At 60.5% G+C, this 18061-nt stretch carries 25 protein-coding genes and 2 pseudogenes; 10 read left to right on the top strand and 17 right to left on the bottom strand.

Annotated features, from left to right (window positions below):
- Positions 1-85: 85 nt before the first annotated feature.
- The 5 genes from HALZIN_RS0105330 to fliD are packed head-to-tail and all read right to left on the bottom strand — an operon-like array spanning position 86 to position 3764.
- On the bottom strand, positions 86-382 hold the full coding sequence (locus HALZIN_RS0105330) for an EscU/YscU/HrcU family type III secretion system export apparatus switch protein (RefSeq protein WP_031383201.1): 297 nt from the start codon (positions 380-382) through the stop codon (positions 86-88).
- A complete protein-coding gene (gene fliK / locus HALZIN_RS0105325; RefSeq protein WP_031383200.1) occupies positions 379-1578 on the bottom strand; it encodes a flagellar hook-length control protein FliK in 1200 nt (399 codons plus the stop codon). Before fliK ends, HALZIN_RS0105330 begins: the two co-directional genes overlap by 4 nt.
- Positions 1575-1940, bottom strand: a complete 366-nt coding sequence (fliT, locus tag HALZIN_RS0105320; protein WP_031383199.1) for a flagellar protein FliT — start codon at positions 1938-1940, stop codon at positions 1575-1577. Before fliT ends, fliK begins: the two co-directional genes overlap by 4 nt.
- 6 nt (positions 1941-1946) lie before the next feature.
- On the bottom strand, positions 1947-2342 hold the full coding sequence (gene fliS / locus HALZIN_RS0105315) for a flagellar export chaperone FliS (protein WP_031383198.1): 396 nt from the start codon (positions 2340-2342) through the stop codon (positions 1947-1949).
- Positions 2343-2363: 21 nt separating this feature from the next.
- Positions 2364-3764, bottom strand: coding sequence for a flagellar filament capping protein FliD (fliD, locus tag HALZIN_RS0105310; protein WP_031383197.1), 1401 nt, complete (start codon positions 3762-3764; stop codon positions 2364-2366).
- 266 nt (positions 3765-4030) lie between these two features.
- On the opposite strand from fliD, the gene HALZIN_RS0105305 reads away from it, so the two are divergent.
- From HALZIN_RS0105305 to HALZIN_RS0105290, 4 genes are all read left to right on the top strand, one after another.
- The gene (locus HALZIN_RS0105305; protein ID WP_031383196.1) at positions 4031-4537 is read left to right on the top strand and encodes a hypothetical protein; all 507 of its coding nucleotides are present in this window, start codon (positions 4031-4033) and stop codon (positions 4535-4537) included.
- An 88-nt stretch (positions 4538-4625) separates the two neighbouring features.
- Positions 4626-5240: a CBS domain-containing protein gene (locus HALZIN_RS0105300; protein WP_035575171.1), complete on the top strand. Its 615-nt coding sequence runs from the start codon at positions 4626-4628 to the stop codon at positions 5238-5240.
- Positions 5241-5416: 176 nt separating this feature from the next.
- Positions 5417-5935, top strand: a complete 519-nt coding sequence (locus tag HALZIN_RS0105295; RefSeq protein WP_031383194.1) for a hypothetical protein — start codon at positions 5417-5419, stop codon at positions 5933-5935.
- Positions 5936-5992: 57 nt separating this feature from the next.
- Positions 5993-6205, top strand: coding sequence for a hypothetical protein (locus HALZIN_RS0105290; RefSeq protein WP_031383193.1), 213 nt, complete (start codon positions 5993-5995; stop codon positions 6203-6205).
- Here HALZIN_RS0105290 and HALZIN_RS0105285 read toward each other — a convergent pair.
- The 3 genes from HALZIN_RS0105285 to HALZIN_RS0105275 are packed head-to-tail and all read right to left on the bottom strand — an operon-like array spanning position 6189 to position 8634.
- Positions 6189-7136, bottom strand: coding sequence for a 5-oxoprolinase subunit C family protein (locus tag HALZIN_RS0105285; RefSeq protein WP_031383192.1), 948 nt, complete (start codon positions 7134-7136; stop codon positions 6189-6191). The genes HALZIN_RS0105290 and HALZIN_RS0105285 overlap by 17 nt on opposite strands.
- Before the next feature lie 8 nt (positions 7137-7144).
- Positions 7145-7867 carry a 5-oxoprolinase subunit PxpB gene (gene pxpB, locus HALZIN_RS0105280; RefSeq protein WP_031383191.1) on the bottom strand — a complete coding sequence of 241 codons (723 nt, stop codon included), beginning with the start codon at positions 7865-7867 and terminating at the stop codon, positions 7145-7147.
- 11 nt (positions 7868-7878) lie between these two features.
- Positions 7879-8634 (bottom strand): 5-oxoprolinase subunit PxpA, encoded by a 756-nt coding sequence (locus HALZIN_RS0105275; RefSeq protein ID WP_031383190.1) that lies wholly within the window; start codon positions 8632-8634, stop codon positions 7879-7881.
- A gap of 115 nt (positions 8635-8749) precedes the next feature.
- Between HALZIN_RS0105275 and HALZIN_RS0105270 the strand changes: the two are divergent.
- The 3 genes and pseudogenes from HALZIN_RS0105270 to HALZIN_RS0105260 all read left to right on the top strand — a co-directional run.
- Positions 8750-9482: pseudogene (locus tag HALZIN_RS0105270) on the top strand (TRAP transporter large permease subunit); the annotation flags it as partial.
- A 68-nt stretch (positions 9483-9550) separates the two neighbouring features.
- A complete protein-coding gene (locus tag HALZIN_RS17400; protein ID WP_160171087.1) occupies positions 9551-9709 on the top strand; it encodes a TA system antitoxin ParD family protein in 159 nt (52 codons plus the stop codon).
- A 64-nt stretch (positions 9710-9773) separates the two neighbouring features.
- The gene (locus HALZIN_RS0105260; RefSeq protein ID WP_031383188.1) at positions 9774-10832 is read left to right on the top strand and encodes an asparaginase; all 1059 of its coding nucleotides are present in this window, start codon (positions 9774-9776) and stop codon (positions 10830-10832) included.
- A 44-nt stretch (positions 10833-10876) separates the two neighbouring features.
- On the opposite strand, the pseudogene HALZIN_RS0105255 reads toward HALZIN_RS0105260, so the two are convergent.
- From HALZIN_RS0105255 to HALZIN_RS0105240, 4 genes and pseudogenes are all read right to left on the bottom strand, one after another.
- A pseudogene (locus HALZIN_RS0105255) lies at positions 10877-11602 on the bottom strand (IS66 family transposase); the annotation flags it as partial.
- Positions 11595-11909, bottom strand: a complete 315-nt coding sequence (locus tag HALZIN_RS0105250) for a HigA family addiction module antitoxin (RefSeq protein WP_031383186.1) — start codon at positions 11907-11909, stop codon at positions 11595-11597. The gene HALZIN_RS0105250 and the pseudogene HALZIN_RS0105255, both read right to left, overlap by 8 nt.
- Positions 11910-11919: 10 nt before the next feature.
- Positions 11920-12198 (bottom strand): type II toxin-antitoxin system RelE/ParE family toxin, encoded by a 279-nt coding sequence (locus tag HALZIN_RS17395; protein ID WP_084173670.1) that lies wholly within the window; start codon positions 12196-12198, stop codon positions 11920-11922.
- A 117-nt stretch (positions 12199-12315) separates the two neighbouring features.
- Positions 12316-12648 carry a Rossmann-fold NAD(P)-binding domain-containing protein gene (locus HALZIN_RS0105240; RefSeq protein WP_051907387.1) on the bottom strand — a complete coding sequence of 111 codons (333 nt, stop codon included), beginning with the start codon at positions 12646-12648 and terminating at the stop codon, positions 12316-12318.
- Positions 12649-12861: 213 nt separating this feature from the next.
- Between HALZIN_RS0105240 and HALZIN_RS16740 the strand changes: the two genes are divergently transcribed.
- From HALZIN_RS16740 to HALZIN_RS17820, 3 genes are read left to right on the top strand one after another with little or no spacing between them, the layout of a single operon-like run.
- Positions 12862-13245: a transposase gene (locus HALZIN_RS16740; RefSeq protein WP_084173366.1), complete on the top strand. Its 384-nt coding sequence runs from the start codon at positions 12862-12864 to the stop codon at positions 13243-13245.
- Positions 13246-13261: 16 nt separating this feature from the next.
- Positions 13262-13735, top strand: coding sequence for a hypothetical protein (locus HALZIN_RS17825; protein WP_150113081.1), 474 nt, complete (start codon positions 13262-13264; stop codon positions 13733-13735).
- A gap of 12 nt (positions 13736-13747) precedes the next feature.
- Complete coding sequence (locus HALZIN_RS17820; protein ID WP_328286627.1) at positions 13748-14374, top strand: integrase core domain-containing protein; 627 nt, start codon at positions 13748-13750, stop codon at positions 14372-14374.
- Positions 14375-14515: 141 nt separating this feature from the next.
- On the opposite strand, the gene HALZIN_RS16730 is transcribed toward HALZIN_RS17820, so the two are convergent.
- From HALZIN_RS16730 to HALZIN_RS0105200, 5 genes are all read right to left on the bottom strand, one after another.
- Complete coding sequence (locus HALZIN_RS16730) at positions 14516-15043, bottom strand: dihydrofolate reductase family protein (protein WP_328286638.1); 528 nt, start codon at positions 15041-15043, stop codon at positions 14516-14518.
- Between the two features lie 167 nt (positions 15044-15210).
- Positions 15211-15483: a CopG family antitoxin gene (locus tag HALZIN_RS0105220; RefSeq protein ID WP_031383183.1), complete on the bottom strand. Its 273-nt coding sequence runs from the start codon at positions 15481-15483 to the stop codon at positions 15211-15213.
- A 381-nt stretch (positions 15484-15864) separates the two neighbouring features.
- Entirely contained in the window at positions 15865-16287 is a 423-nt protein-coding gene (locus HALZIN_RS0105210; RefSeq protein WP_031383181.1) for a nuclear transport factor 2 family protein, read from the bottom strand.
- Positions 16288-16373: 86 nt separating this feature from the next.
- A complete protein-coding gene (locus HALZIN_RS0105205; protein WP_031383180.1) occupies positions 16374-17177 on the bottom strand; it encodes a GIY-YIG nuclease family protein in 804 nt (267 codons plus the stop codon).
- Between the two features lie 90 nt (positions 17178-17267).
- Positions 17268-17945: a class I SAM-dependent methyltransferase gene (locus HALZIN_RS0105200; RefSeq protein WP_031383179.1), complete on the bottom strand. Its 678-nt coding sequence runs from the start codon at positions 17943-17945 to the stop codon at positions 17268-17270.
- Positions 17946-18061 lie beyond the last annotated feature (116 nt).

Genomic DNA, 18061 nt, shown 5'->3' with positions numbered 1-18061 from the left:
TTGGCGAGTAAAGGCGATTTATTTAGGATGCGGAAGATACAACAAGCGTCTCGACGTAGCCCTTCGTTGAAATCGTGTAACGACTTCAACGAAGTTGTCGTGGATTTGCGACATTCTGGTCGAGCTCATGGACCCAGACCAGCAGCTCGGCGATGACTTGATAAAGCATGGGAGGGATACGCTCATCGAGGTCGATCTGCATGAGCAGACCGACCAGTTCCGGCGCGTCATGCACGAAGATACCTTGGCGACTGGCCTCGGCGACGATTCGCTCGGCCAGTTCGCCATAACCCTTGGCGATGACATGCGGCGCCTGATCGCCATCCCGGTAAGCCAGCGCCACGGCCTGACGACGGCCATCGGAGTCTCGCCCATGGCTCATGAGATGGATCGCTCGCTGTTTACCTGACCATCGGAGGCGTCATCCGCGTCAGTGCCCGGCAGGACACTGACGCGGACACTCTCGAAACCGCACCGATACAAGCGCTCCTCGAACGTCGTCTGAGAGCGCTTCAAGGCGTCCAGGGAATCCTGTTGATCGGCATGAATGGCCAACGACAAGGAACGGTTGCGTAATTGCAGCTGCACATCGAGCTCACCCAGGTTGGCAAGCTGCAGGCTGATCCGGCTATGCCAGGGCAACTCATCGTCGCCCTCCTGCTCGCCCCGGGCATCGCGCTCCTGAAGTCCCGCCGGAAATTGCAGCGTCAGCGCCATGAATAGCCCCGACCAGATATCGCCTTCCCAACGCAGGGTCGGCGTCACCAATAGCTCGAGTTGATGACGGACCACACGCTGTAACGTCTCATCGGCGAATTCAGGAGGGCGGGCAGGGTCCACGTCCCGGGCCGATCCGGCCTCGGCTGCCGTACGCATCGCTTCGACGCCAGGCATTGCCGCCGCCGCTGGGCCACTGGCGGCTCCATTTGCCGCCGATGTGGCAGGCGGCGGCGTCAAGGGCGACGGCCCCTCACCCCGCTGCGCCGTCATCGGCATCAGGCGCGACTGTGCCAAAGCCGGCATAGCGCCCTGCGACGTTCGCCCGCTGCCATCCGGCAGCACACCGCCCTGCAATTGTGCCTGCAACTGCATCTGTGGCTCGCGCATCAGAACGGCACGCGGAAGCTCACCACGAAACCAGCGGGCAAGACGCGACTCGTAGAATAGACCACTGCTTTCAATACTGTCTTGCAGGCTAGCCGCCAGCAACGGCACGTTGGCGGTATCCGGCTTGGCCAGCAGGGACGTTGCCGGTGAAATGACCGAAGGGGGGGCGGGAAACTTGACCAGAATATCGGCAATGGTGCGGGCTGCCGGACTGAAATGCATTGCCGTCGATGATGGAACCACGGGCATCTGCCGCGGTGTCGAGGGCTCCCCTTCCTTGAATCCGGGCTGCAATGCAGCGCCAGCGCGCCCCGGCTCCAACCGTGAGTCACTCTTCAAAGCCTGCGCAGCGCTGCCCGGCGCCATCGGTTTTACCGGCTCGATGACATCCAGGTTGCTGGGCACGCTGCTGCGCTTACCCAGCACCTGATGAAGCAGGGTATCAATAATCGGCGTGATGACGCCGCTCACTTACGCCCTTGTCCGATCGGCACCGCCATAGCGCTGCCCGCACGATAGGCGCGATTGGCATTGAGCTGGCGGCGATTGCCGCCGATCAGTTCACTGAGTTCCTCGCGGCGCGCTTCGAGCCGACGACGTGTTTCCACATCCTGCTCGAGGATACGCTCGAGCACTTCCGCCTTGCGGGTCATGCCCCTTGCATCCAGTGAACCATTGGCGTCGCTGTGCTTGAGGGTTTCCACGGCCACGACATACGCCGACTCCTCCTCGACCAGACGCGCCCAGTCACCTTCGCGCGCCAGCCCAAGCATCTGCGTCGAGCGCAACAATAATTGCTCGTATTCCGCGATCACGTCTCTTGCCGCCGTCATGCGTCGTTAGCTCCTTGCCGCAGGCGCTATATCGCGCCAGGCAGTACCGATATCGTCGAGCAGCCGTGCGGCTTCATCGATCCGCTGTAAATCATTATGCAAGTTGGCCTGCATCAGCAAGCGCACCACATAGTCATAGAGCGACGCCAGCCGACCGGCAATTTCGCCGCCCTTGTCGTGATCCAGCGACGCCGACAACCCGTTGTTGACGATGTCGATCGCCTTGGAAAGCGCCTTGCCCTTCTCGGCCATGTTGCCCTGCTGCAAGTGCAGCCGTGCCGCCCGCAGCGACGCCTGGGCACCGTCGAACAGCATGACGATCAACTGGTGCGGGCTGGCCGACATCACGCCGGTTTCCACGCCCATGCGCGCATAAGCATTTGCGCCACGCATTGTACTCATCGTTTCTGATCCCTTGTTCGGTTACTGCGATGTCTGTGCTTTCATGGCGTCGAACTGCTGGCTTAGATAGCTCATGGTGGAATTCATCTGCGATACCAGCGAATCCATCTGGGCAAACTGCTGACGGTAACGCTCGACGGTATTGTTGATACTCTCTTCGGTACGCGTATAGCGCTCTTTCAGCGCATCGATACGATCTTCGTAGCCCGTCGTGGCGGAATCGATGAGCCCCTTGTCATCCAGCATCGTCCCCAGCGCACCGTCCAGCTTACCGGCCAGCCCTTCACCCGCTCCGCCACTGCCCATGAAGAACTGCTGCAGCCCCGACAAGTTATCGCTGATGGCCCCGGAAAGTTTTTCGTCATCGACCTTCAGCGTGCCCTCCAGGGTCAACTCGACGCCGATGTCCGAGAGCATGCTGAACGCGCCCTCTTCGGCGCCACTCATGACGCGTCGCAGCTGGGATTCGACACTGCGCAGGGTGCCATCGCCCAGCAAGGTGCCGGCAGTGCCACTGTCACTATCGTATGACGATAGCGAACCGATGCTTTTCTGCAACGAGTTGTAGGCATCTACAAAGGATTGCACGCCTTTCTTGATACCCGCTTCATCGCGAGCCACCTTGACCGTCGCCGGCGACGACTCGTCTACGAGCGAAGAAATATTCAGCGTCACGCCTTGGATGGCTTCCTCGACCTCATTGGACGCACTGGTAATGGCAACACCATTCACCTTGAGCGCCGCATCCTGAGCCGTTACCGTCTGGGACATATTGTCTATATCGCCAGCCGCAGCGTTCGGATCAAATGTAAACTTGGCGTTGGTCGCCGCATCGGCGCCGGACATGGCCACCGTCATCTCGGAGGCAGCACCGGTATCCTTGGCGTTGAGGACGAGACGATAGCCCGAGCCATCGTTGATAATCGATGCGCCAACATCACCGTCCTGTGCATTGATCTTGTCGCGCAGATCCTCGAGGGATTCGTCGCCCGTCAAGGCCAGATCGATCGAGGTGGTCGTCCCCTTGCCGGAAGTCTGAGTGATGGTAAACCCGGTTGCCCCCAGCGCACTGGTAGTATCGCTCATTTGGCCGCTGGCAACGGAATGAGCCTGCGCCAATTGCGACACACTGACCTGATAACTACCTGGGACGGCACTCGTCTGCGCGCCAGCGGTTACTCCCTCGCCGGTGACCGAGGACGACACGGCTTGAAAACCGTCTGTCTTGGTCAGCTTGCCGACGGCCTGCTGGAGCTTGTCCAGCGCCGACTCGAGCTGGCCGAAGGCGGAAATCTTGGTCTTGTAGCTGGACTGCTGGGTAGTGATCGGCGACAGCTTCTGCCGCTCGCCGGCCTCGAGTTGATCAAGCAGACCATTGAGGTCCAGCCCCGAACCGATACCCAGTGATGAAATGCTCGCCATGGTAGTCCCCTGAAGTCTGCGCCATTTAACCAGCCGCTTGCGCTTCGCTACTCAGCGAAAAGGCGCGGTTTAGGCAATCTAATCAATGTATCGGCCGAACTACGCCGGTACTTTAGGGTCTCTACGGTTATCAGCGAGAATGATCGCGGGCTGGCCATGGCAAGTACGCTGGGCCATCATATTTGGCCAATTGCTTCATCCTGCACCAACCGGGCGGGTGCCAAGCTTGGCCCCGCGTGGTCGAATTTTTCAGCCAAGGACACCCGATGGACGACGCGACCTCCGTTATCGCCGACTACCGCCGCTGGCAGCGCTTTCAGCGTCAGGATCAACTGCAGCGTGAACATGCGGCGGCACTGCGCAAGCTCGCCGATTCGGGTGCGATGGCGTCCCGGGTGACTCAGGGGTATCGCAGCATGGCCGACAAGGGCGTCCAGGAAGGCGCCTGTTATCGCACGCTGTTTCGTCGTCAGCGGGAAGACGCCACGGCACTGGCATGTGAAGGCTGGCTGTTCGTACGCCGAGTCCTCGCCGAGGGCGGGACGACCCGCGTTCGCGCCACGCTCATGGAAGGCTTTACTCTCGAGGCCGGCTTCGTCGATCCCGCGCAACACTCCCCGAACAAGATCACCCTGGAAATATTCGACGAGATCCTGATCCAGCGCGACATGCAGCTGGGTTGTCGCATCGATCGTCACGACGACCAGCGCGACACGCATTTCGTGACCTTTCTGGACAGCGTGCGGGGCGATCTGGCCAAGTACATGAAATGACCCTGTATCAATCGGCATCACGAGACAGAACTTGAACTTGTCATCGCCTCGGATGCCTTTCCTTCGTCGCACATCAAGGAGCAAGACCATGACTACAGCATCACCGCACCTTGCCGGCCCGACATTGAACCTGGAGCCCCTCGACAAGAACGTCAGCATACGCCGCCCGATGGCGGTCACCAGCCTCGATATCGATAGCCCTGCCCGCGCCCTGCTGACCGACTTCTCGCAGACCGGCGCCTTCACGATCGGTGCTTCGAGTTCGATATCCCATGCCCTGGATCTGATGAAACAGGGCGGCGTGCGACTGCTGTTCGTGATCGACGCCAGCAACCAGCTGAGCGGCGTGATCACCGCCCGCGAACTGATCGGCGGCCGGCGGGTGACCCTGGCGATGCATCAGTACCAGGTCGAACGTCCCGAGGTGACGGTTGAAATGGTCCAGACCCCGCGCCAGGAACTCCACGGCCTGCCTCTCGCCCGGTTGGAGCGCATCACCGTCGGCGAACTGGTCGAAGCGCTGAAGGCCTTTGGCGACCAACACCTGTTGATCACCGAGACTGATGGACAGGGCAGCCAGTGCGTGCGCGGCTTGGTCTCGGCGGCCGATATCGGACGCGCCCTGGGCATCACGCTCGATCGTCCGCCGGAGGCGCGCAACTTCTCCACCATCTGCCAAGTCATTCTGGGACATGAACTGTAAGGCCCGAACATGCCAGCGGTGGCAGAGCCGCCAAAGCCGAGTAGAATGGCGCCCACCAACAAGACGCATAAGCGATTGAAATCACTGATAAAAACCGGACCGAGAGAGCCACTCGGTCCGTGACGTTATTTACGCGCGATGCGAGCCGGCATGTGCAACCGACAAGGGAACTGCCCGTGGGTTTTGGCAACTGGCTGAAACGCCGACGCAAGACATGGCAAACGATCTGGGTCGTCAAGCAGCTCGACGAAGGATTGCTGCATGTATGTGGCGAAGCCGCCGTCGAGGCCCGAGGCAGCACCTCACAGCTGATGAAACGGCTACGCGACGGCAGCTTTCAAGGTGCCGTACGCATGAAGGAACATGGCGCCCTGCTCAATGCCGGGCAGTTCGCGGCGCTGATCCCGCAGGACGACTTCCAGCTCTACAGTGATCGTGACGCCAACTGGCGCGGTCGCCACTGGCAGATCGCCTGGACGCCACAGCGCTGCTGGCTGTACGACGGCCGTTTGGTCGCCCTGCCCAGCCAGGTCGACGGCCACCCGTGCCTGGTCAGCAGCGAAGACGTCAGCGAGATACGCGCCAAGACGATGACGGCGCAATCGACCGCGCCGTTTTTCTCGCTCGAATCGCGCGAGCCTGCACGACTAGACGATAAAACGGCGTCCAACCGGCGTGGCCACCGCTCACGCTAAGGGCCAGCCAGGACCCATGACGCTGCCTGGCGAGGGCTACTGCCCTTTCTCGGGCTGATGATCCTGGTCGCGCTCACTCTACGCCCGGCCTTGTCGTCGCTGGCACCGCTGCTGGTCGGCAGTCTGATCGAGTTCAGCGACAGCATGAATCGGCTGACGCTGGTGTTGATGGGCTTCATCGGCGCGGCGGCGCTGTGTTCGCTGCTCGCCGGGCGTCAGCGCCAGCTGGCCATCGACGACCAGGGGCGATTGATCACCCGTCGCGGCTGAACGGCGCGTCGCTTGCAAAGCCGGCCATGAAGCGGCGGTGCTCCCTCTGCGCCCGGTACAGGGATTGCGCGACGAAGCGGACCGACTGCCCCGGCGCGCACTGCGCCAGTCGCGAGCAGGCCAGCGGCGTCAACGCCCCCAGCCGCGGGTAACCGCCGATGGTCTGGCGGTCATTGAGCAGCACGATCGGCTGGCCGTCGGGCGGCACCTGCACCGCGCCCAGCGCGATCCCCTCCGAAATCATGCTGTCCACCGCACAGGCCAATGGCGTGCCGGTGAGCCGTATACCCATGCGATCGGCGCGCTCATCGACCCGCCAGTCCTGGTTGAAGGCGCGATACAGGCTCACCCCGCCGAAATCGCCGATCTGCGCGCCGGGGATCAACGCCAGCAGCGGCGCGGAAGTGTAATCGACACGTCGATCCTGGGGCACCTCCCTCAAGGCGCGTGCGGCGGGGCGGAACTCCAGCCTGTCGCCCGCCCTGAGCGTGCGCCCGTAGCCGTCGAATCCGCCAAGCTCCTCGCGCACCACGCTCGCCACGCTGCCCAGCACCGGCTCGGCCTGAAAGCCGCCCGGCGCGGCCAGGTAGGCGCGCACCCCCGTCTTCGGCGCGGCAAACGTCAAACGTTGGCCGGCTCGAATCGAGAAGCTCTGCCACGGCAATAGCGGCTCGCCATCGAGCGTTGCCGAAAGATCGCCGCCGGCCAGCGCCAGCGTGCTGTCGCTCTCGGCGATCAGGGTCAGCCCACCGCCCAGCGCGATCTCCAGCGCCGGTGCGCCCCAGGAATTGCCCAGCAGGGCGTTGGCCCAGGCCCAGCCGTGCAAATCGAGCGGCCCGCCCTGAGTCACGCCCAGCCGCCGCACGCCGAAGCGCCCGGCATCCTGGAGCAGCGCCAAAGGGCCGGCGCGCTCGACACGCAGTGCCGTCATTTCGCTCATCAGCGCTTCGCATTCCTTGTCTCGAGCGGCGAGACGTCGCCGCCCAGGCGTTCGAATTCGTCGCGGTCGACGGCGACGAAGCGTACCCGATCGCCGACCCGCAACAGGCTGAAGCCTTCGCGCTGACGGTCGAACAAACGCGCCGCGGTGCGCCCGATCAGATTCCAGCCGCCCGGCGAGACCCGCGGATAGGCCGAGGTCTGGCGATTGGCGACGCCCACGCTGCCGGCGGGCACCTGTTGGCGCGGGGTTTCCAGCCGCGGCAGCACCAGCTCGTCGGCAAGCCGGCCCATGAACGCGAAGCCGGGCGCGAAACCCAGCGCAAAGACCCGGTACTCGGGCTCGCCATGCGCGGCGATAACCGCCTCGCGACTCAACCCGCTCGATTCCTGCAGCCGGACAAGTTCGGGGCCCACCGACTCGTCGTACCACACCGGCAGCTCCTTGACCTCACCGCCTGCATCGTTCGCGTCGGGCGCCAGCTCGGCGAGGATGCGGATCAAGCGCTCGCGCGCCTCGCCCGCCTCCAGGCGCATCACATCGTAGTGCACCAGCACGCTGGTATAGGACGGCACCAGGTCGATCAGCGCCGCGCCGAAAGACTTTTCGCAGGCAGCCATCAACGCCGTGATCCAGGACATGTTGGCTTCGTCGATGGACTCGAACAGGCGCACCAGCCAGCCATCCAGCCCGGCCGACTCCAGCCGCGGCAGCTTTGTCATTATCGCCTCGCTCATTCCAACGGCTCGCGTTCGCCGAGCGCCTCGCGAATCGCCCGCACGGCGGCAATCGACTCGGGGTTGTCGCCGTGGACGCACAGCGTCTGCGCCTCGAGCACCAGCTCGCTACCGTCACTGGCGACGAGTGGCTGGCCGTGTGCGATGCGCAGCGCCTGGTCGACGATCGCTTCGGGATCGTGATGGACCGCGCCCGGCTCGCGGCGCGACACCAGCCGCCCCTGGCCGTCGTAGGCACGATCGGCGAATGCCTCGAACCACAGCGTAACGCCCAACGGCTCGGCCAGCGCCTTGGCCGGGCCGGGATCGCGAGTCGCCATCACCATCACCGGCAGGTCCGGATCGAAGGCCGCCACCCCGCGCAGCACCGCTGTCAATCGCGCCTCGTCGCGCATCATGTCGTTATACAGCGCGCCGTGGGGTTTGACGTAACGCAAACGCGTGCCCTCGGCGCGGCACATCGCCGCCAGCGCGCCCAGCTGGTAAAGCATCAGGTTCTCGATCTCCGCCGACGAGCAGGCCAGCGAACGGCGGCCGAAACCCTGCAGATCCGGATAGGCCGGATGCGCACCCACGGCGACCCGATTGGCCACCGCCAGCCTGACCGTGCGTCGCATCACGTCGGGGTCCGAGGCGTGAAAGCCGCAGGCGACGTTGGCCAGATCGACATGCGGCATGACCCGATCGTCGGCACCCAGCGTCCAGGCACCGTAGCTTTCGCCCATATCGGCATTGACTAACAGCGCGGGCATGGCAAACCTCCCTGGCGCATGGCATCTTCATAGTATCGACAACCGACCGGCAAAACACGACTGCCGATCGGCAGTGCGTTGCCTGGCCGCAGAATTAGCCAACAGGCGGGTCGCCGGCTACCTGATGCTCTGGGCGTGGCGCTTTCCCGAGCGCGTCCCGGCGGCCGAAGCGTCTACCACGCTGGGCGAAAAATTCCGTCGCTCGCGGAGTCTGATTCCCATGCTGGTGCTGATCGTCGGCGTCATCGGCTCGATCTACGCCGGCCTTGCCTCACCCACCGAGGCCGCGGCGGTAGGCGTCATGCTCTCGCTGGCATTGGCCCGAGTACAGGGCCAGATGCCCTGGGCGACCTTCGTGGCGGCCACTCTGGGCGCGGTACGCACCGCCACGATGATCGCCTTCATTCTTGCCGGGGCGTCGTTTCTCACCGCGGCGATGGGCTTTACCGGTCTGCCCGGCGATCTGGCCTCCTGGATCGCCGCGCAGAATCTCTCGCCCTACATGCTGCTGTTGGCACTCACGCTGTTCTTCATCGTGCTCGGCTGCTTTCTCGATGGTATCTCGGTGGTGGTGCTGACCACCTCGATTCTGCTGCCGAAGGTCGAGGCCGCCGGCATCGAACTGAGCTGGTTCGGCATCTACCTGGTGATCGTCGTCGAGATGTCGCAGATCACCCCGCCGGTGGGCTTCAACCTGTTCGTTCTGCAGGGCATGACCGGCAAGAACATCCTCAGCATCGCCCGCGCCGCGCTGCCGTTCTTCTTCCTGATGGCGCTCGGCGTCGCGCTGATCACGCTCTTTCCGGCCATCGTCACCTAATCTGCCGCAGGCGATGAGCGGGCGCTGATGGCGCTATCAGTGCTTTAGCACCGCCTTTTGCGCCACAATGGACCCCATTGAAAAGGAGAGATGGCTATGTTCACACCTAAGCAGGTCGATTATTGGACTCGCATTGACCGGATCGCCGAGGAACCCCCCCAACTCTCCTTTACCTTCATCAACGAAACACTACTGGCCGAGCTGGAAGCTAAGGATAACGAACTAACCGAATACATATTCGGGCAGCCCGATTAATGCAGCTTCTGCGTGCTGACGCTCGGCAGTCACGAGAACTTTTACCGCGACCTGAAACGCTGACATGCATTCTTCTTCCATCCTCGTCATCTATACCGGCGGCACCCTGGGCATGCAGGAAGGCCCGCGCGGCCTCGTCCCGGGCCATGACATCGAAAGCCGCCTGCGCACGGCCCTTGAAGCGTTGCCGCCGGCCCGCCAGGCATCGCTGCCCGCCTTCGAGGTGGTGCAGTACGCCGCGCCGATCGACTCGAGCGCCGCCACGCCTGCCGACTGGCAGCGCCTGGCGCAGGATATCGCCGGCGCCTATTCGGCTACGGATGCGGGTTCGCCACGCTACAGCGGTTTCGTCGTGCTGCATGGCACCGACACATTGGCCTGGACGGCCTCGAGCCTGGCCTATCAGTTGCAGGGCATCGACCGTGCGGTGGTGGTCACCGGTGCCCAGCGCCCCCTGGAAGCCGAGGACAGCGATGCGCCGGGCAACATCGAAGCCGCGCTGCGCTTCGCCGCCTGCCGGAACCTTCAGGAAGTCGCCGTGTGCTTCGCCGGCAAATTGCTGCGCGGCGCGCACACCCGCAAATGGCACACTCATGCCTTCGATGGCTTTGCCAGCCCCAATTATCCACTCCTCGGCGAACTCGTCGACAATCAGCCGGTGCTCTACCCCTCCCGAGGCCTGGATGCCCAGCAGCGTGGCCTGCCGCGCTTCGAACTCGCCGATTATTCATCCTTTGAAGAGTCGCCCGTGGTACGTATCGCGCTCTGGCCTGGGCTATCGGCGCGCCTGCTTAAAAGCTGGCTGCTCGACGATCATGTTCGGGGCGCGTTGCTGGAAGTCTGGGGCAGCGGCAACATTCCCGCCGATCCGGCGCTGACCGGGCTGCTCGCTCAGGCCAGCGGCGCAGGCAAGCTGATCGCCGCGATCAGCCAGTGCCCGCACGGGCCGGTTTCGATGAACACCTACGCTGCCGGACAGGGCCTGATCGACGCCGGCGTGCTGCCCGCCGATGCCATGACGCCCGAAGCGGCAATCACCAAGCTCGTTCACCTGCTCGCCCAGCCGCTGAACGACGCCGAACGCCGCCAGCGCTTTCTCACCTCACTGATCGGCGAGCGCTGATTTCTTGAGGACAGCACTTTTAAGAAAATGGGTAACTATTCAGCTCATGCCGCCTGATCCTGGTCGTCCTGTCGCATGAAGGTGGGCACCTCGCCGGCAAACAGTTGCTCCAGCGCCGTATGCGCCGCCATGCCTTGCTTGACCGCGGTGGAGAGGAAGCTGCGCATCCGGCAGAAGATCTCGGCGCCCTCCCAGGCGCGAAAACAGCCCGAGATCTTCTGCTGCACCTTGGTCATCCGCAGGTCGCGCTCCCCCTGGTTGTTGGTGAAAGGCGCGGCGGGATCCTCGAGAAAACGCAGCACGTCGTCCTCGTACGCCTGGAGACGTTCCAGCAGGTTGCGCGCTTTTGTGCGTTTGGCACGCCCGCGCGTCCCGGGCGGTGGCTTTGCCGGTGGCGGGCACTCGGCGTCGCCCGCCGCCAGGCAGCGTCGGTAACGCGCTCGCCAGCGCTGGGCCTCATCGGCGCAGAGGCAGTCGCCGGCGGCATCCACCGCTCGGCTCATGGCCAACAGCAGGTCATGGAGCGACTTGGCCCAGCGCTGGTGGTCGTTTTCCCAGACCGCCGTCAATTCCCGCAGATGATGGGCATTGCACAGGACATGCCGGCAATCCGAGTAGCGGTAGTAGGGCTTCCAATGATCATGCACCAGCACGCCACACACGAAGGGCAATACGCCGATGGCATCCATCGCCTCCTGGCCGCGCTTGGGATGCGGGGCCAACCAGGTCAGGGCGTCATTGGAGGCACTGTGCAGCCGTTGGTTATGCCCTGTGCCCGATTTCCGATACAGCACTCCAGGGACGAATATTCTTCAACTGTTCTTCAAGGGCATCTTCCGCAATCTCAGTGTCGTAGGCTGTCTGAGCTCGCAACCAGTAGCCATTGAACAAACCAAAGAAGCGACAAAGTCGCAGGTCCGTGTCGGCGGTTATCGAACGCTTTCCGGCAATAATCTGGCCGATCCTCTGAGCAGGCACCCCAATCTCTTTGGCCAAGCGGTATTGAGAAATCCCCATCGGCTCCAGGAATTCTTCTTTTAGTAACTCGCCTGGCGTTACAGCTTCAATGTTGCGCATGAGTTACCTCCTAATGGTAATCAACAATTTCGACGTCTTCCGCACCAGCCTTGGTCCATCGGAAGCAAACCCGGAACTGCCTGTTGATTCGGATGCTGTGTTGACCCTGGCGATCACCAGGCAATGGCTCCAACATATTCCCGGGCGGTACTCTAAGATCATCCAACTGGCTTGCAGCCTGGAGTTGCCGAATTTTCCTCAGGGCAACTCGCTCAAAGTTGACGAAGCGTCTGACTCGGCGTCCGCTTGCCAGCTTCTCTGTATCCTTACACTTGAACGATATGATCATAGGGAAATGGTAACGCAGAGCGTTATTGACGTCAAGCGTTATTATCCGACAGAGCAGGCTGAGAGAGAGCATAACGCCTAAGTTATGTTGCATGGCTCTCAAGCACCTTCTTTTGATTCAAACGCGGTACGTCGCCAATCCGTCGGCACGCGAAACCTTGTCGACATAGCCCAGATCGCGGCGCGCGGCCGCATCGCTGGTCGTCATCTCGCGGCCAATCATTCGGATCATAGAGCGCGTTAGCGGCGGATCATCATCGGATCGAACCAAGGCAGCACCTATTTCCATGAGCCGGCCGAGGGTGAACGCAAGGCGGTAGGATATGGAGCGCACCTTGTCGATGGATAAGCCCTGCAACGCCGCCAGCTTTGCGATGAAGTCGCGAAAGGTTGTCGTTTCGAGGTCGTTGACAAAGTAGGCCCACCCACCGGTTCCGTGGTCCAGCGTCAAGCGTATCGCTTCCACCACGTTGTCGACATGGCACGTGGAGAAGGGATAATCGCCCTGGTTGACGAATGCGAAGCGGCCCGAACCGATCGCGTCCGGGATCTCGCGGCTGAAAGGATCGCCGGGACCCCAGATCCCTGTGTGTCAACCTGAATCCATACACCGGCTCAGTGAGTCAAGCTCACTATCAGAGCCCGAGGTTCAGGAGCCCGTATCATGCCTAAACCGCCAACCGAGCTGCCCGACCATCAGGTCACGCCGAATCCCAAGCTCGAGAAGCGCACACGTCGTCAGTTCTCGACCGAGTACAAGCTGCGCATCCTGGCTGAAGCCGATGCCTGCCGGCATGGCGAACTCGGCGAGCTGTTGCGCCGCGAAAAGCTGTACAGCAGCCAGCTGACCACCTGGCGCCAAGAGCTTGCCGAGAACGGCGTGGAGAAGCTCCACAAGACCGCCCCGGGGCCGACCCCGAGCAAGACCCCGGAGCAGAAGCGCATCGAGGCACTGGAGCGTGAGAACGCCCGTCTTCAGCAGAGGCTCTCGACCGCCGAAGATTGCCTGTCGCTCCAAAAAAAGCGTTATCGATGCTCGATCGCATGAACACTGGGAGCGAACCATGATCACGGTGCTCGACGAGCGCCCGGCGCAGCTCCCGCTGGCCATGGCCTGTCGAGCCTTGGGCATCAACCGCAGCACAGTGTACGCCTGGCGAAAACGCCGCCATGCGCCGTCTACCGGGGCCTCTACGTCGCGCCGGCACTGTCCGCAACCCAGAGCGCTATCGGCCGAGGAGCGCGCGCAGCTGCTTGAGATCGCGCACAGCGAGCCCTACCGGGATCAGCCGGTGTATGAGATCTACCACGACCTGCTGCAGCAAGGGATCTATCTCGGCTCGCTCAGCACCTGGTACCGGCAGCTGCGTGAGGCCAAGGAAAGCGGTGATCGCCGCCCTCAACGTGCGCCTCAGCACCATGCCATACCACGGATCACGGCAAGGGCCGCCAATGAGGCGTGGACGTGGGACATCAGCAAATTGCCCACGCGGCGCCGCGGCGTCTATCTCACTCTCTACGTGGTGCTGGACCTGTAAAGCCGCTTCATCGTGGCCTGGATGGTCTCCCACAAGGAGAATGCCGCCTTGGCTCAGCAGCTCTTCCAGGAGGCCGTGGATCGCTACGGAATCCCGCAGGGAGCGCTGACGCTCCACCAGGATCGAGGCTCGCCGATGATCGCCCGCAGCTACCTGGACCTCATGGGAGAGCTGGGGGTGACGTGTAGCCATAGCCGCCCGCGGGTGAGTAATGACAACCCGTTCAGCGAAAGCCAGTTCAAGACCAGCAAGTACCAGCCCGACTATCCCGGGCGCTTCGAAAGCATCGTCCATGCCCGGCAGTGGTACCGCGCTTACGTCGACTGGTACAACCTGCAGCACCCTCACAGCGGGCGGGCTGGCTTCACCCCGGAGCAGGTCTTCACCGGCCGATATCGCGAGATTGCGGAGGTCCGTCAGCGAGCGCTCGATGACAGCTTCGAGGCGCACCCCGAGCGATTCCTACGCGGACGCCCCAAGGTGGCGATGCCACCGGCCAGTGTCTCGATCAATCCGGTACAGCCCGATGACGACGACCCGGCCCCCTACAGCGTGGTGAACTTCCCGACACTGGCGGCGGCAAGCGGCAGCGCGACGAAATCGACACTAATTTTTAACGATCTGTCCGAATCAGGTTGACAGGTTCCAGTAGCGGAATAGCGGTCAGGTGCAGCGATTTGTTGGGCGGAAGATCCGAGCGCATGGGAACTGCCGCAAAACGATTCGGGCGCGACCAGTCGAAGCAAACCCAATCCGGCCCCATGATGGCCCACTCTTCCGTTAAGCGGCACCAATACCCTGCCTCTGCGGCTCATATTGATTACGTTGTGTTCCTGACGAGAACGTTGTCGACGCGACGAGGTGCAAATGGAGTGTTTCATGTAGGTTTTGGAAAATCGGCTTGCCGCCGCCGTACACGACGGGCTGAACCACGATCGCATAACTGTCGATCAGTCCGGCTCTGGAGAGGGCCTGAGCGAATCCGGCACCTCCCCAAGCAATGATTTCGCCACCCGGCCGACTCTTGAGTGCCCGAATTTCCTCGTCCAGATCCCCGCGCGCTATGGAGGACTCAGGCCAAGTGGCCTTGTTGAGAGTTTTCGAAAATACAACCTTTGGAATGTCGTTCATCGGTGCAGCGTAGTCGTCGGTCGAGGCAGGCCAGAACCTTTCCATTTCTTGATAGGTCACACGACCCATGATATGTGTACTGGCGCGACGAATTCGACTCAGCTTCCAACGCTTCAGTTCAACGGGTTCCGGTATCCCACCTGCATGTCCGTTCGGGGCCACGACGTAGCCATCGATTCACGCCGTCATGATCAACACTACGTTACGCATGTCAGTTTTCTCCATTTATGGCGCTCTATCGAGAATCTTCGACAAGGTATAAGCGAACGCCTAACGCCTGCCATCACCGGTGACAAAACCGCAGCGAAGCGGAGGGTTTGGCATCCGGTGCATGGCCTGGTTAGCTACCGATCCTCATGCAATCGACCTTCCACATACTTGTGAAGAATGCTGGCAACCAGTGTTTGGTAAGGAATACCTTCGGCAAGAGCTCTCTTCTGGAGCCCCCGGAGATCCTTGGAAGAAAGCCTGATGTTGATGCGTGCATCTTTCTTGAACATCGCCTCGGCGTACTGTTGATGCCGCGCTTTCCTATCTTCAATGTCTGACGCTCGCTGCAGTTCTCCTGCATCAAATGCGTCCAGAATTTCCTGCTCTTCTTTATCCAGCCTGCTCATTTTGGACCTCCCAAATAGGTTTTGGTCGCTTTCCGGCTCGGAATGATCGTTTTCAGAAAAACCTCATCCTCCGACTCCACGAAGGGTACCAAATAGGCATACCCCTCTATCTCAATCACATGGATTTGCTGGCCCGGATACCGTTCCTGATTCGGATGCTCGAACGTATCCAGGATACCCCCTACCGAGATATGCAAAACTACATCCTCGAAAGAGATATTCCGTTCCTCTTGGAGAAGCCTGTTCTTCTCTGGGTTCCAAGTGATTGGTTTCATAAGTCGGAGTGTAGCACATTGTGTGCTTTATGTGCTCAGGAGCTAACGCCGGAATTCAGCCGACGACAACCCGCGCAGCGGGTTGACGGTCGGCTGGAATGAATTGTTAGCCTCCAACTCGGGACTTCTTTAGAGTAGATGCGATGAGTTGCTTGCAACCGAACCAGCCCCAGTAGATTCTGTGATTTGTAATCTTGTAGCCAGAAATTTGCATGACCTCAAGAATGTCGGTTTGATCACCTTCAGGCGTTCCCCTCGGGTATTCCCAAATTAGAGTGTCGCCATTTATGAAGTATTTGCCTGTTCGATACCAACGGACCAAGTCGTTGGGCCTTCGTTTAGTGCCTTCCTCCAAGAAGCGGACAATCTCCGACCGCCCCCGAAGAACGCCCGAGTCTTGATCCAGGATGGCAGGCACAAGCGGGCTTTCAAAGATGGCATCCTCGGCGTACAAATTGATGAGAGACGGAACGTCTCGACCCTTGGCATATTCATGCCACTTCTCGTAGATGGTTTCAAATTCGTTCATGCTTCTCCCATGAAGGCTAACGCCCGGCTCACGCGCCGGTTTGGAGCCGCGAAGCGGCGGAAAATCGGTCGCTGTGCAGCCGATTGTTATGCCAAAAGTTCCGCGAAATCAACGGCAAACTCCTGTTCCAAGTACTTCACAGTTTCTGGCTGACCGTCCAGCGAGGCTCGAACGAGCTGCGAGGTAAACAATCCATTCTTTGGTTTCCATTTTGCCTCATTTCGCGGAACAGTGCTGATCCAATCGACGAGAGCCACATACTCCGACTTATCGAGATCGTTCGAGTTTTCCGAAATATTTGGACATACCAGTTCTTTCTGCAAAAGCGGGATGCCACCGACCAGAACGTCACGAACCGGCCTCGCGCTTTGAGTAATTTGGCCAACCCCAACAAAACCGTGGCGCTTAAGATATGCTGCAACGAAATCCCCTGCCTGCAAACCTAGCATGGCATCCCGGAACCTTGGCGCCTGCCCTGCGGAGATAAACCCATGGGAAACATAGTCATCCCAGTTGCGGTGCGGACCTTCCCCAACGTTGTAGTAATACAGTCCATTTTGAAAATCGAAACCCGAAAGATACTTGTGCAGGGAGTCGTGTGGGCGAAAATTGTCTGCGTAGTGGCCCGATGAAATATTCGTCAACTGCTTGCCTAGCTTCCATAGCAGCGTCTTCTCAACGAGCAATGCATCGTGTCCCGAAAGATTACGAGCGATCACCCTGATGATTGGCTCTAACCCTTCTTTCTTGATGGCTTTTATCCGTCTGGATTTTTCACTATCTGAGTCATCATTCAGGTGAGCGTGTTTTCTCGATCCTTTACCTTTTCCATAGTAAAACTCCTCGAAATTTCGAGGGTCAATGTACACGTAGACGTAATAATTACTCATAGCACCCCAGGGCATAACGCTAGCCAGCATGCGCGCCTTTGTAGTGGAGGCGAAGCCGCAACGAAAAAGGCGTCGCCGTGCCTGGCATGGTTATACAGACTTTGCCACCAACATTTCGGTAGCACCTTTTTGAAACCGGTAGCTAACAGGCTGCAACGAGACATCAATACCATTTGCGGATAATGCCGTCATGACCTGATCCAAATGCTTCGAGATATTTCCATCCAGCGATACAACAGGAAAGACGCGAACCTCAGACGCAACTCTGCATAGCTCCCGCATTGATTCCAAGTGAGCCGCCCCATCTACATGGTCACTGTAGAGAAAAAGATAGTGGGAGCAGAGTGCTAAATCGAATTCGGAGTCAGGAAACGGCAGCGAAGGCAACGATGCTGATACATACCGCCCTTGCCGGCAACCCGCATCAAAGTCGGACAGGAACCTCGACATGGCCTTCATCCGGACTTCGCCAAGCTGCTCGACGCTACTCAGTGACTCCCAGATGAAGTTGTCTGCGCCCTGGTGCATTTTAGCCATTATTTCCGGGTACACGTCGTCAATCCGGTGTCGTATTTCGTCAGCCTGGAACTGGTATACCGGATCACAAGACGTGACCTGGCACCCACGGTCTGTTGCCTCTACATTGAAGCTCGCCGGGCCATCACCACAACCAAGGATACGCTTGCTCAGGTCACCCTCGGATAATCCAAACATCCCCTGATATTCTTCAAAAGACCGGCCCCATGGGACTACCTTGGTTAACTCCAAACCTGACTCTCCTTAGTCTGTATAACGCCCAGCTCACCGCGCGATGTGATGTTGGCGACTTTGCTGCGTGTTTTTGCAGGAAAGGTGCAAACATTACAGAGTCCGGTGGAGCTGTT

The sequence above is a fragment of the Halomonas zincidurans B6 genome (assembly GCF_000731955.1).
In the GTDB taxonomy this organism is placed as follows: Bacteria; Pseudomonadota; Gammaproteobacteria; order Pseudomonadales; family Halomonadaceae; genus Modicisalibacter; species Modicisalibacter zincidurans.
The sequence above is the reverse complement of the archived record's forward strand: the minus strand, read 5'-3'. Positions and strand labels throughout refer to the sequence as shown.